The sequence below is a fragment of the Paraburkholderia denitrificans genome (genome assembly GCF_042655705.1).
GTDB lineage: Bacteria > Pseudomonadota > Gammaproteobacteria > Burkholderiales > Burkholderiaceae > Paraburkholderia > Paraburkholderia denitrificans.
Map to the genome: position 1 here is coordinate 1 of NZ_JBHSMP010000029.1, position 14,448 is coordinate 14,448.

9 protein-coding genes and 1 pseudogene are annotated in these 14,448 nt (G+C 59.1%); 4 read left to right on the plus strand and 6 right to left on the minus strand.

Annotated elements, in window-relative coordinates:
• The 5 genes and pseudogenes from ACFPTO_RS20105 to ACFPTO_RS20125 all read right to left on the minus strand — a co-directional run.
• A partial coding sequence (locus ACFPTO_RS20105) for a pyridoxal-phosphate dependent enzyme (RefSeq protein WP_377714083.1) occupies window positions 1–497 on the minus strand: 497 nt, incomplete at its 3' end.
• A gap of 455 nt (window positions 498–952) precedes the next feature.
• Complete coding sequence (locus tag ACFPTO_RS20110; protein WP_377714085.1) at window positions 953–1,987, minus strand: ParB/RepB/Spo0J family partition protein; 1,035 nt, start codon at window positions 1,985–1,987, stop codon at window positions 953–955.
• Window positions 1,944–2,630 (minus strand): ParA family partition ATPase, encoded by a 687-nt coding sequence (gene parA / locus ACFPTO_RS20115; RefSeq protein WP_293036554.1) that lies wholly within the window; start codon window positions 2,628–2,630, stop codon window positions 1,944–1,946. The genes ACFPTO_RS20110 and parA overlap by 44 nt, the downstream gene beginning before the upstream one ends.
• An 897-nt stretch (window positions 2,631–3,527) precedes the next feature.
• Window positions 3,528–4,904: a replication initiation protein gene (locus ACFPTO_RS20120; RefSeq protein WP_377714087.1), complete on the minus strand. Its 1,377-nt coding sequence runs from the start codon at window positions 4,902–4,904 to the stop codon at window positions 3,528–3,530.
• A 1,626-nt stretch (window positions 4,905–6,530) separates the two neighbouring features.
• Window positions 6,531–6,929 (minus strand): annotated as a pseudogene (locus tag ACFPTO_RS20125) (VOC family protein).
• 84 nt (window positions 6,930–7,013) lie between these two features.
• Between ACFPTO_RS20125 and ACFPTO_RS20130 the strand changes: the two are divergent.
• Complete coding sequence (locus ACFPTO_RS20130) at window positions 7,014–7,424, plus strand: VOC family protein (protein WP_377714089.1); 411 nt, start codon at window positions 7,014–7,016, stop codon at window positions 7,422–7,424.
• A 171-nt stretch (window positions 7,425–7,595) separates the two neighbouring features.
• Here the strand turns inward: ACFPTO_RS20130 and ACFPTO_RS20135 are convergent, their stop codons facing one another.
• Window positions 7,596–9,446 (minus strand): acyl-CoA dehydrogenase, encoded by a 1,851-nt coding sequence (locus tag ACFPTO_RS20135; protein WP_377714203.1) that lies wholly within the window; start codon window positions 9,444–9,446, stop codon window positions 7,596–7,598.
• A 613-nt stretch (window positions 9,447–10,059) separates the two neighbouring features.
• Here ACFPTO_RS20135 and ACFPTO_RS20140 point away from each other — a divergent pair.
• From ACFPTO_RS20140 to ACFPTO_RS20150, 3 genes are read left to right on the plus strand one after another with little or no spacing between them, the layout of a single operon-like run.
• Entirely contained in the window at window positions 10,060–10,740 is a 681-nt protein-coding gene (locus tag ACFPTO_RS20140; protein WP_377714091.1) for a TnsA endonuclease N-terminal domain-containing protein, read from the plus strand.
• A 1-nt stretch (window position 10,741) separates the two neighbouring features.
• The gene (locus tag ACFPTO_RS20145) at window positions 10,742–12,949 is read left to right on the plus strand and encodes a Mu transposase C-terminal domain-containing protein (protein ID WP_377714093.1); all 2,208 of its coding nucleotides are present in this window, start codon (window positions 10,742–10,744) and stop codon (window positions 12,947–12,949) included.
• Complete coding sequence (locus ACFPTO_RS20150) at window positions 12,946–14,436, plus strand: ATP-binding protein (RefSeq protein WP_377714095.1); 1,491 nt, start codon at window positions 12,946–12,948, stop codon at window positions 14,434–14,436. The genes ACFPTO_RS20145 and ACFPTO_RS20150 overlap by 4 nt, the downstream gene beginning before the upstream one ends.
• Window positions 14,437–14,448 lie beyond the last annotated feature (12 nt).

Sequence of the window (14,448 nt, forward strand, 5' to 3'; positions counted from 1 at the left end):
TCGTCGAACGGGTGCACGAAGGTCAGGCCGCGCTCGGCCTGCAGGCGCACGGCGTGGGCGTAGGCGTCGCTGTAGGATTCGCCGGCCTGCACGACCTCGACGGTCGGGCCGCCGTGGGCGCGCACGGCATCGACTTTCACCTGGGGCGTGGTCACCGGCACGCAGATCACGGCCTTCACGCCGAGTCTGGCAGCCGACAGCGCCACACCCTGCGCATGATTGCCCGCCGAAGCGGTGATCACGCCGCGCTCGCGCTGCGCGGGCGTGAGATGCGCCATCTTGTTGTAGGCGCCGCGCAGCTTGAAGGAGAACACCGGCTGGTTGTCCTCGCGCTTCAGGAACACGCGGTTGGAGAGGCGCGCCGAGAGGTTCGGCGCGCGCTCCAGCTCGGTCTCGCGGGCCACGTCGTAGACGCGGGCGGTGAGGATTTTTCGAAGGTAATCGTTCTGCGCGGTAGTGGGGACTTCGACTGCGACACGGCTCGGGTTGGCCGACATGGGTTGCTCCTGTGCTGACGTACGTTAAGCCAGGAGGCGGTAACAAAAAACCCGCCTCTTGGGGCGGGTTGTTGTTACTGCTATCAGATACGCACTAACCCACCATTCGAGGAATGGTGCGAATAATCAGCGCGATGGGAAATTGGCGGCGGTTCATGGCGGTAAGCATCGCCTGGGCACCGGTTGTTTGTCAATCCTGTCGGTCAAATGCGGTTTGTACACAAAACGCCATTTACGTAATGTTCAGTACATTTTCACGTAGATTGTATGTGATACCGGTGGAGAGCCGCAGCCTTGCCCCCAAAACCCGTTTTTGTCTGATCGGCGCAGGGTCAAATCGTGAAACATTCTATGAAATCCGTCGTATCGCGTTGATTTTTAAATCATATCGCGCGTGATACGATCGCTCCCTCTTGTTTCACGGATTCGACCCTGCGGCCGGTTTGCACGTAAAACTACACACTTTCGGGCGTATCCATCTCCGACGCCCATTGTTCGATCACGGTTTTGACACGTTCAACGAGCCGTTGCTGATCCGCGGGTGCGATGCCTTTGAGACTGAGCTCGGCTCGTCCGTCGCCGAAGAGTTTGAGTTCGCCGAGCGCGACGCCATCGGGACGATTGAACTGCACACGCGACTGGTAGTGTGTCCGGCGCGGGCCGATCCGTCGCGCACCTGCTTCAGCGGACGCGGCAGCTTCGAGCTTGCGAACGCTCGCCTTCCCTTCTACGACCTGCTGGAGCCAATGCTCAGCGACGGTCGCGCCAGCGCGATCGAAAATCAGCTTGATGTTGTAGGCATGCCCAAGCCCGACATCCTTCTTGTTCTGCGCCATCCGCTGCAGCAGAAACGACGGAAGCGACGTGAGCGAGATGACCTTGCTGATGTGCTTCGGATCCTCTCCAACGGCCACACCCAACTCGACCTGGTCGACGTAGATTCGATCGTCCAGCAGCTTTTTCCAGGCGAGCGCATCGTCGAAAACCGTCTGTTCCTCGCGCTCCTTATTCGCGTGGTACGCACGCAAGTACAGGTTCTGGTTATCGAGGCCATCGCGAATATCAGCGTCGATTGTCTTGTCGCCGCGCGAGCGAGCGGCACGGATGCGTCGCTCGCCGTCCACGATGACGTACTTGCCCGGGAATTCGTGCAGGCGCGTCACCAGAATCGGTGTGATCTGACCTTGCGTCTCAAAGCTGCCGGCCAGCTCGTCGATCGTTTCCGCGCTGTAAAACGAGCGCGGATTGTACGGATTCGAGACAACATCCTCGACCAGAATCTTGCTGACAGAATACGATCCGGGTGTCGATGCGTCCTCCACCGGCTGACTGGTGGCTCCAGCGTCGCGTTGGGCGATGCTGACGACATCGGCTTCGGCAAGACGCTCTCCGGCAGAGACTCGTTCTACGGCCATGCCCGCCCGGACCTTGCTGGTGAAGTTGAGCTTAGCGGCCATCGACGGTCTCCTCCTCTTCCTGAACGAGCGCAATGATCTCGTTGTAGACCGCGTTGATTTCGTCTTTCGCGATCTTCGTCCCACGTACGCCACGAACGTCGAAAACGGTGCGACCCAGCGCGGCGGTCTGCCGATAAAGCTCCCGCTGCTTGATCGTGGACGTGAATACGCGCACGTTACTCTCAGCCAGTAGCGCACTCATTTGCGTGTGCAGCAGCGTTTTCGAATTCGACTTATTCAGCAAAATGGCGAACTTCCCAGCCGGATTTGCGATACGCGTCCGTTCGACCAATTCCATCATCCCTTCGCTACTCCAGATATCGATAGGCGAGGCATCGGTTGGGATGATCGTGGCATCGGCCACGGCGAGTACGCGCGCAGTCGTGAGGTCGTTGATGTTGGGGGGGCAGTCTACGATCACGACGTCGTAATCGTCGGCGAGTGCGGCAACTTCGGGGCCAATCATCTTTTCCAGCTTGTGGATGCTGCCGACCCGGAAGGGAAGCGGTGTATCGGGACCAGCGGCGGCGCACCAACTCATGCACGATTGCTGGCCGTCGGCATCCGCAACGTAGACCTTGTACCCTTCGGACTGAAACGCCCCAGCCAGATTCATGGTGGTGGTGGTTTTACCCACACCACCCTTTTGGTTCGCTACTGCTATGACCAGTCCCATTCGGTTCTCCATGCAATGTTCAATCCGCTGGCGATCGTCCTCACGCACTCTCCACGTGGAGACTTCGCACGCCAAGTGGGAGTCTAACGGGACGTTAAAGTAAATTCTAGGTTTTCCGCCCAATCCGTTGCCGAGTCACAACCGTTTGGCCGAAAGGATAGGTGGCGGGAGGTGAATCGTTAGCTAAAAGCGAAGGAGTAGCGCGTATCAGGGAGACGCCCGCGGTCATTGTCGGATCTCCACGTGGAGATTGCGTGTCCTGCGGTGCCACTTCTTCTGCTAATAGGTGTGACCGGTGGTGATTGGCGTTTCAGCCAGTCTGATTCAGATGTATGTCGTTGAATCTACGGTGTAGGCTTTACGTGAGCTAGGTGCATGCTTGTCGATGCAAATCCGACCGCGATTAGATTCAAAACACGGTTGTTGGCGCGGCGGAGCCGCCAAGTATTGACCCGTGGCTAGGCATCGCTCTCTCCACGTGGAGATTCATTCAACACAACCTTCAAGGTCCGTGACTGCGTGGCTCCGTGAATCCCAAACCAGCCAGCGTATGAAATTGCCCAACCAAACCGCCAAGCATCACACCATCGGTTATCTGCTCAGTTATCTATTCCATTAGCGTATCGTCATGCCGATGCGCGAACCATCATCGTGAGATCTCCACGTGGAGATTTCTTGCATCCGGGCAATACTGAAGGCATGAACCCAGCCATATCTGATATGACCGGGCTCATGTTAAAGAAGGGGAAGTGAGTCTGAACGAGCGTTCAAACGAGAAGAGCAGGCAGCGTATATTTATCTGCTGCTATTTATTCGGAATATTTCGTAAATCCTGCTACTGTACGCGGCCAAATGACAACGCTGGGCAATGCAGCGGCAGAGCCGTAGCCTGCTACCTCACTCGGCGCGGGTTTTCAACGCAAGCTCAACATCAACGGTAGCCTGGCCATCCACAGCGCCCGCACCCTGCTGACCGCTCAACAGGAATTCAAGCAGATCCGCGGCGGTCGGTTGACCCCAGGTATCGAGGACGACCCAGCGGAAGAAATTCGTCGATGCCATCTTGCTTGGCACCTTCGCCGTCGAAACCTTGAGCTTGTCCATCCCGACGGTCTCGTTATAGCGCTTGATCAGTGCGGTCTGATCGTCGTACTCAAGTTCGTTGAAGTACGAGCGCGCCTCGGCGATCTTGGCCGCGATGTAGCGATCCTTGACCTGATCCTGACTTTCACGCGCCTTGGCCGACTCGGCCGCAGTACCTGCCGCCGCGTTGGCGCCTGGCAACTGGTAACCCTGCATGAGCGCCTTGCGGAAATAGGCTGCTACGTTCGCAAGCGGTGCGGCGTTTTTCTGCGCGACGCGCGCCGCGGTGTAGGCGACCGCCGTCCGGATCTTCTCCTCGCCGTACTGTTTCAGCAAACGCTTCGCCTCGGACACCGGAATGCTGAATTTCGACATTTCGCCGATCAGCACCGTCTCGTTCGCCCGCAATTCCTGCGACGGGTCCGTCTCGGGCTTGCGGGTTACGCGAAACTGAAGTGCGACGACGGAACGTCCAACCTTGTGCTCGATGAGATCGAAGATGTGATCCGAAATTTCGTTCACTTCCTTGATGCAGGGAACAAGCACACGGCTCTTGAACTGCTTGTACAGTTTGTACGATTGCGCCGAAGTATCCTGGCCGAGGATCAGATCCCTGAGTGTCGCCAACGGAAAGCGAGCCGTCATGCCGACTGCCTCATAACGTACGACGTTTTCCCACAGCGCGAGCGAATGCGCCTTCCTGAACTGGCGTGTGATCCGCATATCGATCATCGCGTAGATTTCGGGGTTCAGCAGCTCGCCGCGAATCTGTTCGGAAAACGTATAGCGGAGTACCGAGCGCTCGAGTTCGGCACCGGCGAGCAGACCGGAGGCCTTCCAGATGCTGCGCTTATCCTGCGTAAGGTAGTCCCAGTTGACGACCGTGCTGATCAACGAGTTGATCGTCTCCTTGACGTACTCCGTGTTGTTGCTGTTCAGATCGACGTCCTGCGAGAGGGCGGAGATCGTGATCTCGAATGACGAGCGGCCCGTCTCGAGCGAATCCTGGCGAATCGCGTTTTTGATCAGCGAGCTGAACATCTTGCGCTGCTGGAGGCTGATGGACCCGGATTTTGGCGCAATATGAATCGCCGGGACGGCCTTGCGAAACAGATCAGGCGGCTGGCCTTGCTGAAATACGAGTGCGCCTTGCTTGTCGGCATCGCCGGCATCGGCCTTTTTTCTTGCCATGTGATCCACGTTTGAAGGGAACCTGATCGGTTGGTAACTGTATACCAAGCGCCCTGGTGACTCAAGGTCGCAATCAAGGCCGTGCCGCCGTACGACATTTCCGTGTCTGGCTGGTTGACAGGCGCGTCACAACCGCATGTGCGGAGCTGAAACCCGCCAGAGCGGCAACCGGAACGGCCAATGGACGCTCCCATAAATGGGAACTTTTATGGGTCGTGCGCGCTGCAAAACTCCCATAACCGGTAACCAACTCAGCGAGAGTGAGTGCGTACTCTCATATATTTCGCCACGAAGGTACCTGGATATGGGAGTTTTGGTGCAGTGGACTTATCCACAAGGACCCACTGCATACCTTGAGAGATATTCCCCATCAATGGTTACCTGGCCGTTGCCCCATAACTGGGTACCCAACTGGACAGGCGGAGTGCGTGAATCGGCTACCAGCACCGCTATATGCTCCCATATCTGGTCACCATAAATCGCACCCATAACCGGTTACCCTTGAGCGTTTGCCGCTGGAGCATCCAACCTGGACAAGGGCACCACAAAAATCCACCCTGGGGACCCATGCAGGCAGCTCCCATATCGTTCCCATATTCGGCTACCTGGCGAACTTCCCATAACAGGCGACCTGACGTATGGCCCGGCCCTCCGGAAATAGCCCCTCGATGTGCTCAACGTCCCATGGAAGGCGACCTTTCACGCTTCCCATAGCCAGCAACCTAAGCGTGTCACGAGCATCTGGACCATAGCGCGGCACCATTTCCCCATATCCACAGCCCCAAAAACCCATCCGCGGATACCGAATTCCCATATCCACAACCCAAACGTCCCATACCAGGTACCCGAAATCCCATAACGGGCGACCAAATCGCCCGGAAAGCCTTGCCACGTAAGGCTTTGCGCCGCCTAAAGGTTTACTAAAGTTGTTAAAGCGTTAAAGGTAAACACTAAAACCCGTGTCCGATGAGAAAGACGTTTCCCAAAACCGGGACCCTGTCGCCAGGTAAGTGGTCACCAACCTCAGTAACTCCCATCCATGGGTACCTTGGCGTCCGCACGCCGTTCGGTAACCCTGACGATCATCTCAATCGAGTACCAGTTCTTCATAATTTACATTTTAAATGTCGTACAAGCCGATGAATTTAAAACAAAACCCGTCTATCGGGTTCCATCTATGGGAGCACGGAGGGCTTCAAGGTATCGTGTTATGGGAATCGCATTCGGTACACGAGCTGTCTACGGCATCCTTTGCCGGAAAGAATCGAAGAAGAACGCAAGATTGCCGACTCGTCGGCATGTCGGCACGTAGCTCCCGACGAGCCCGGGATGGGCCTCGCCCCGTTTAAGGTAACGACTTCCCATATCCGGTTACCGACGTCAGGTCACCGACCATGGGAGGAAGTTTGCGCAAATGACGCATTTACGCATCTGGGCTTCAAGGTCCACTGCGGCAAGACATCCGGTAACCCGGCGCCGTCGGCATAAGGACCTTAATCGCGTGCCGCAGCCGTACGGGATGTGACCTATCGCCCCGTTGAGGTGCGCGGCTCCGAGGTATTTGCGCGGGGAAAATCGCCTTGCACGCGATCCGGTCGCCTTCGTCGCCGTAGCGCGTGTCAGTGCTCAGTCCTCTCTCGCATGACACACGGCTTCGACGCGATTACCTGCCGGATCGAACAGAAAGGCCGCGTAGTAGCTCGCGTGGTAATGCGGGCGCAGGCCAGGTTCGCCGTCAGAGCGTCCGCCGTTCGTGAGACCTGCCGCAAAGAATGCATCGACCTGCTTGCGCATTTGCGCCTTGAAACACCAATGTCGCTTGTTTGCACCGATATCGCTCGTGTCGAGATAGACGGCGAGTCAGGTGGACGCTGTGTCGTCCCGCGAACAGCGATCGCCATAGCCAAGCGCATGGGCACGGTCGTAGACCTTCGATGCGCCGAGCGCCGCCATGATCGCGTCGTAGAATGGCCGCGCGGCGTCAAGGTCGGGTACACCGATTGATACGTGATCGAGAAGTTGCATGCGTTCGCCATCGTGGGGTGTCGAACCGGCTTCATTCTGGCTGGCCCCGTCATCGCGCTATTCGCACAGAGGGGAGGGGACCAGATGATTTCGCACGTCGTTATCGGGATCAACGATTTCGATCAGGCTTTCGCATTCTATTCGGCCATCATGGACGGGCTCGGGCATACGCTGAAGTTCTGCGAGTGCGATACGCCGTGGTCAGGTGGGTGGGCGGGCTGGATGGCGCCGGGGACGCCGCGTCCGCTCTTCATCGTCGGCACGCCATACGACGGCAACCCTGCACAGCAAGGCAACGGCCAGATGGTCGCGCTGCTTGCACCCGATAGAAACCGCGTCGACGCCGTCTATGCCATCGCGCTCGCCCATGGCGGGACATGCGAAGGCGCCCCAGGCCTGCGGCCTCACTATCACCCTCACTACTACGGCGCCTACTTTCACGATCCCGAAGGGAACAAGATCGGTATTTGCTGCCACGACGCGGTGGCGCAATAGCGGCCTGCATGCCACCTGAGCAAGCGCATGCGCCAGCAGGGTTCCTTCGAGAAGCTATTGCACCGCTTCAAGCCGCAAGTCGGCTAATCGTTGCACTAACAACAGCCCTGAATGAAGAAGCGGCGCGACCGAAGTCGCGCCGCTCTTTTTTTTGTCGATGCGGACAGCGCGTCAGAACCAGGCGTCTTGCGCGTCGAGCGTCGTGCGATCGAGCGAGGCGAGCAGATCGAACTGCGCGCCCGTTTTCGGCAGTTCCCACGCGAAGAAATACTGCGCGGCGGCCAGCTTGCCGCGATAGAAATCTGCCTCGTGCGTGATGGCCTGCGACAGCGCCGCACGCGCCACGAGCGCCTGTTCCAGCCAGATCCACGCCATGACGACGTGGCCAAACGCTTCGAGATAGACGGAAGCATTCGCGAGCGTCACCGCCGGATCGAGTGCCGACCACAGCTTCTGCGTGACGTCGACGAGGCGGTGGAGCGCCGCATCGAGCGCGCGTGCGTGGTTGCCGAGCGTCGTGTCACCGCTGTTGCGCGCGCGCTCGAGCGTCGCACCCACGCGTTCGCCGAAAAGCTTCAGCGCCGCGCCGTTTTCGATGACGACCTTGCGGCCCAGCAGGTCGAGCCCCTGGATACCGTGCGTGCCCTCGTGGATCGGATTGAGGCGGTTGTCGCGGTAGAACTGCTCGACGTTGTATTCGCGCGTATAGCCGTAGCCGCCGTGGACCTGAATGGCGAGGTCGTTGGCGGCGAGGCACCACTGGGACGGCCAGCTCTTCGCGATTGGCGTGAGCAGGTCGAGCAGCAGCGTGAGGCGTGCGCGCGCGGCGTTGTCTTCGATCGCATCGGCTTCGTCGATGAGCGCCGCGCAATAGAGATTGAGCGCGAGCGCGCCTTCCACGTAGCTCTTCTGCGCGAGCAGCATGCGGCGCACGTCGGCGTGTTCGATGAGCCTCACCTGCGGTGACGCCGGATCCTTGCCCGCTGCGCCCACCGGACGACCCTGCGGCCGGTTGCGCGCATAGTCGAGCGCATGCAGATAACCCGTATAGCCGAGCATGGTCGCGCCGAGGCCCACGCCGATGCGCGCCGCGTTCATCATATGGAACATGTACGCCAGCCCGCGATGCGGCTCGCCCACCAGATAGCCGATCGCGCCTGCGCGGCCGCGCGGCGCGTATTGCGTGCCCTCGCCGAAGTTCAGCAGACAGTTCGTCGTGCCGCGGTAACCCATCTTGTGATTGAGGCCTGCAAGCACGACGTCGTTGTGCTCGCCGGGCGAGCCATCCTCGTTGACGAGGTACTTCGGCACGATAAAGAGCGAGATGCCCTTCACGCCTGGAATGAGCTTGCCGTCGGGGCCGGGGATCTTGGCGAGCACGAGGTGCACGATGTTGTCGGCGAGTTCGTGTTCGCCGCCCGAAATCCACATCTTGTTGCCGCGTAGACGATACTGCGCGCCGAGCGCCGATTCGCCCTCGTAGTCGGCGCGCGTGGCGATATCGGAAAGCGAGGAGCCCGCTTGCGGCTCGGACAGGCACATCGTGCCGTAGAAGCGGCCCGCGAGTTCGGGGCGCACGAACGTGTCGATCTGCTGCTTGCTGCCGTGCGCGAGCAGCAGGTTCGCGTTGCCGATCGTGAGGAACGGGTACGCGCTCGTGCCCACGTTGGCGCCCTTGAACCACGCGAAGCCCGCCTTTTCGACGACGAGCGGCAGCTGCATCCCGCCATATTCGTAATCCTGGCCCGCGGCCATCAGGCCCGCTTCGCTGAACGCCTTCAGCGCCGCTTTCACCTCGGGGATGATCGTGACCGTCTTGCCGTCGAAGTGCGGCTCGTTCCGGTCGTTCTTCTTGTTGTGCGGCGCGAACAGATCGGTGGCGATTTTCTCGCAGGTGTCGAGCGCGGCGTCGAAGGTCTCGCGCGAGTGATCGGCGTAGCGCGGGATGCGGATGAGGCGCTCGACATCGAGCCATTCGTAAAGCAGGAAGTTCAGGTCACGGCGGGAAAGGATCAGCGACATGGCGGCACGCTCGCGGTGGAAGAGATCGATTTCCACGAGCCTACACAAAATAGAACGAGCGTGCTATTGGAGAATGCTCCCGCCTGTGGGGCACACGCTGATTTCGGCCATCCCCGACGAACGAGGCGACATGACCGGCGCTCGCTCGGACTTCGGTCGTCATTCATCGGTATCTTTCAGTTGGCTCAGTTATTCCTTTTTGCATATATGCATATGAATGAAAGTGATGAAAGACCGCCAAATCTGATTTGCGTCAAGTCCGGCGGCTATCTGGCGCTATGTAGGAAAGTTACTATGAGTAGGGCTAACCCTAAGCTCCACGGCCCATCTGTGAACAAACAATAGAGTTCGACACGAGACAATATAGTTGGACACAAGACAATAAAGATCGACACAAACGGCGTACCTGCCGGTATCCTCCTGCCTCTCATTCATCGGGGCATGCATGCGGGCACGACGTTTCAGAACACAACAGGACATCGAGCGGTATGTAGCCCAAGGCTATGGGCAAGGCGTCGGCGCGGACTACAATCCGTGGCTTCGTGTACAAGACGTTCCCTCACGTGGTCGTTCGCGAAAAGTCCATGGACTCAAGACAGGGCGCATCCATCATGTGCTCTCCGATCTCGAGTATCGCTACCTTGTCGCGCTTGAATTTTCGGAGCGCGTCGTCGATATCCGTGAGCAGTTCCCTCTTCTTCCTATCGCGCCAGTCCGGGAAATCGCCCGGCAGCGAGGCATCCGCTATCCACTTTATGCGGGGACAACGGTCCCTTTCGTGATGACGACCGATTTCGTCGTCACCGTAAGATCAGATGACGGTTCAGTTCGCGAATTCGCGCGGACGGTTAAATATGCCGACGAACTGGCGCCCAGTAACAGGCTTTCTCGCACACTCGAAAAGCTCGAACTCGAAAAAGCTCTTTGGGCACAGCGTGACGTGGACTGGAAGCTCGTCACTGAGGCGAGCATGAGCGCCACGATGGCAAGCAATCTCATCTGGCTTCGCGGTTGTGCGGAAATCGCACAGGAATTGCAAGACAGCAGCCTGCAGACCAATTTTGTCGAGGGTATTGCCGACGCTGGCACTCACGACAGGACGCTTTCGTCGCTGCTTCGCATGGTGAGTTACCGGCTACGCATGCGTTACCCGGACGCTGTCAGGCTGTTCAGGCATCTGGTCTGGCACAAGGTAATTCTCGTTGATCTCGAAACGCCGATGAAAGTGACATCGCAGGCGCCGAGGATACAGGTGGCTCCGAACGGTCCCGTTCGTTATAAGCGGGCAGCCTGACATGATCGAAACTACGACACTGCTCAACACGGTCATCGAGGCTCTGTCCGAGGGACTGCCGTTCGACGGCCTGGCGCGCATTCTCTGGATAGGTGGTCCTGCTGCACCGGCCACGCTGATTTCGATTTTGCCTACGCCCCGCAGGCCGTGGATCGTCGAAGCAGAGGAGGTTCTCGCGTGGCTTGAGCGGGGCGACGTGCGACGCGCCAAGCTCAGGTTACCCGGGTACATGCTTAGGGTTGAAGAGGATGTCTCACAGTCTGACCGGGAATCACGTGATCGCAACTGGAAACGTATTGCCGGCCTGGTCGAGACAGGCGTACCGGGAGAAATATTCGCTGAAGGTGCGATGGGCGCGCTCGTCGCAAGACATGCCGCAGCGACGAAAACACAGCGCAAGACCCTTTATCGATTGCTCTACCGGTATTGGATGTTTGGCCAGATCCGCAACGCGTTGCTACCGAACTACGAGAACGCGGGTGGGCCCGGCAAGGATCGCGTATTTGCCCCTGGCAAGCGCCCGGGCCGTCCGCCTGTGCATGCTGCGCCGGTCGGTGAGCGTTGCGGAAAGGTCCTTGGTGAGGACGACAAGGGCTTTATACGGGTCGGGTACTCCCTCTACAGGAACAACGAAGTCGGGTCGATCGCGGATGCCTATCACCGAACCCTGCGACGATTTTACGTACTGGAGCATGTTGTGCCGGGCGCGTCAGCAGACGACCTCACGCTCAAACCCCTCGACCAGTTGCCCAGCCAACGGCAGTTCAGCTACTGGGGGAAAAAGGCGTTCGATGACCTGCTGGTCCATCGCTCACGCGTGGGCGAGCGTCGGTGGCAGAAAGATCATCGCGGATTGACGGGGCGGGCAGCCGACGGCGTCTACGGGCCGGGGCATCGCTTCGAAATCGACGCGACAATCGCCGACATCTATCTGGTGAGCAGATACAACCGCAACTGGGTTATTGGCCGCCCCGTGGTCTACGTTGTGATCGACGTTTTCTCGACCATGATCGTAGGAATTTTTGTCGGGCTGGAAGGCCCTAGCTGGAACGGAGCGCGGCACGCGCTGTTCAACGCATTTTCTGACAAGGTAGCGTTCTGTAGTGCGTACGGTGTTGAGATCGAACCGTCGGCGTGGCCGTCGCACCATCTTCCACACGAATTGATGGCCGACCGGGGCGAGATGTTGGGGCAAGCGGCCGAGGGCATCGTATCCGGCCTCGGGATCGACATTACGATTGCGCCGCCATTCCGGCCAGACTGGAAATCGATCGTGGAGAGCCGATTCCGACTGCTGAACAAGACTGCGCAGATTCACTGGATTCCTGGCGCTGTCAGACAGCGAATCGCCGAACGCGGCGAGCGCGATTACCGCCTCGATGCAATTCTCGATCTGGAGGAGTTCACCCGCATCATGATTCGCAGTGTCCTGCACTACAACCATCACAGCCGCAGGCCTGAACGGCTAACGGCCGACATGATCGGAGAGGAACTCGAGCCCTCACCGGTCAATCTCTGGCGATGGGGAATGGAACGCGGGCTCTCCACGCCGAATACGCAACCGGAGAATCTCGTCTACCTGCACCTGCTACCGCGCGAAAATGCGTCGATCCAGCGTGGTGGCATCTGCTTCAAGGGCATGTATTACTCGTGCGCCCTCGCCGTTGAGGAGAACTGGTTTGCCAGGGCGCGCCGGGACGGACGCCGCAGCGTAACGGTCTGGTACGACCCGAACGATACAACTCACGTTTGGCTTCAGGACCCGCAGCGCAACTTTATCCGCTGCGATCTGCTCGCATCAGAGGAGCGGGTCGCCGGCCGTCGTCTGGAGGAGGTTCTCGATATGCTTGGCATGACCGGAACGCCGACAACCGAGAACGCGTATGCCGCCCTCAACGACCGGGTCCGTCTGGACGCGCATATCGATGCAGCCGTGGGTCAGGCCCGCATCGACAAGCGCGCGGCAAAACCATCAACGCCTGTCCCTGATAGCCGTCAGCTTGGCAATATCAGGATGCATCGGGCTTTCGAAAAGGCTGCCGAGCGTCACCGCGCAAGTAACACGTCGCCGGTGGGCGGCGCTGATTCGGCTGGTAGTCCGGTTCCAGCAGCGGCTACCCCCGGCGTCGTCGATACCTATGCTGGTGAGCGCGGAGCGGAAGTGCTGGATCTGCTCGGTCGACTGCGTAACAGGGGTAATCGCACATGACAACGCCTGCTCGCCTTGTTGCCGCCGGATATATCGAGTCTCCCATCGCGCAGTATCAGGGCAATCCACTCATCGAAGCATTACCGCCGATCCGCTCGGAGGCCGACGCCGCCGCGGCGCTGGCGTTGTTCCCGGAAGAGCCTGGGAGTGAGGTCGGACTGTCGAAGGAGGTCCGGCTGCACTGCATTGACCGACTGCTGCAACTGGTTCAGCCCCTGCCAATTCACCTGGAGCTCGAATCTGCCCTGTCTTCGCTGATCCGTAGCGGATACGTCGGTCGCAATCCACTTGCCCACTCGACGTGGCGACACATGTATGCGCTTGCCCTCGGCCAGACGTCCGAAAGCGGCTTCCGGTCCACCGCCTCAACGCTAAGCGTCGTGGGACTGAGCGGTATAGGCAAATCGACAGCGCTGGAGTCCATTCTTCGGCTTTATCCACAAGCTGTTCGTCACCAGCAGTACAAAGGGCACGAGCTTGTTCAGGTGCAGATCCCCTGGCTGAAGATCGAATGTCCGTTCGACGGCTCGCTCACAGGGCTATGCCACGCGTTCTTTCGCGCCATTGACCGAGCAATCGGGGACGAACGATATGCCAAACGCTACCGATCAGCACGCGGAATCGTCCCACTTGTTCACCAGATTGAACAGATCGCGAGCACGCACTTCGTCGGCATGCTGATCATCGATGAACTGCAGCATTTGCGTGTGGCGAAGACGGGCGGCAAGGAAAACATGCTCAACTTTTTTGTGAACCTCATCAACAGCATCGGCATACCGGTTGTGTTCGTGGGCACAAATTCGATGATCGATCTCTTCTCCGATGTGATGCGCAACGCAAGGCGTGCCACGGGACTCGGACTGAGCGACTTCAGGCAGCCAACGCATGACGATCCGGCATGGGCACTCCTGGTGGATGCTGCGTGGCAGTACCAGTGGGTTCAGCATGTGGAGCCGATGACCGCTGAGATACGCGATGCACTGTACGACCTGACACAGGGCGTGACGGACATCTTGATCAAGCTGCTCGTGCTCGCCCAGCGGCATGCCATCCATACAGGCGAAGAGCGCCTGACGGTCAAGCTGTTGCGCACCATTGCGGACACGCGGATGCAATTGCTTAAACCAGCGCTTGATGCCTTGCGCAGCGGCGACACCCGGCGCATGTCGAAATTCGAGGACCTGCTCCCACCCGACAGCCAGATCGCCGCGATGATGGGCATGCTCGACCGGGAGACGTGCGTGTCGTCGCAGTTGTCGATGCTTCGTGATATCCGGCGACCGGTACATGCGAGCGCTGCGCAACCCTCGCCCGAAGCGTGCGAAATGCCCCAAATTCCGGCGACCAGCGCTACAACGGCAAGCGAGCGGATTCCGTCCGAAGCGCGCAGCCTTGCCGGGCATGAGGCGCCGCCGGCTGCCCTGCGAGATGCCGGTTGGCTGCTGGAAGACGCTCTGGAATTTTCGACGGCCTATGCTGCCTCCTAACCTTGATGCATG

Excerpts from the sequence above, each read along its gene's own strand:
- parA (WP_293036554.1), bottom strand. The coding sequence starts at position 2,630 with ATGGGACTGGTCATAGCAGTAGCGAACCAAAAGGGTGGTGTGGGTAAA.
- ACFPTO_RS20120 (WP_377714087.1), bottom strand. The coding sequence starts at position 4,904 with ATGGCAAGAAAAAAGGCCGATGCCGGCGATGCCGACAAGCAAGGCGCA.
- ACFPTO_RS20130 (WP_377714089.1), top strand. The coding sequence starts at position 7,014 with ATGATTTCGCACGTCGTTATCGGGATCAACGATTTCGATCAGGCTTTC.
- ACFPTO_RS20135 (WP_377714203.1), bottom strand. The coding sequence starts at position 9,446 with ATGTCGCTGATCCTTTCCCGCCGTGACCTGAACTTCCTGCTTTACGAA.
- ACFPTO_RS20145 (WP_377714093.1), top strand. The coding sequence starts at position 10,742 with ATGATCGAAACTACGACACTGCTCAACACGGTCATCGAGGCTCTGTCC.
- ACFPTO_RS20150 (WP_377714095.1), top strand. The coding sequence starts at position 12,946 with ATGACAACGCCTGCTCGCCTTGTTGCCGCCGGATATATCGAGTCTCCC.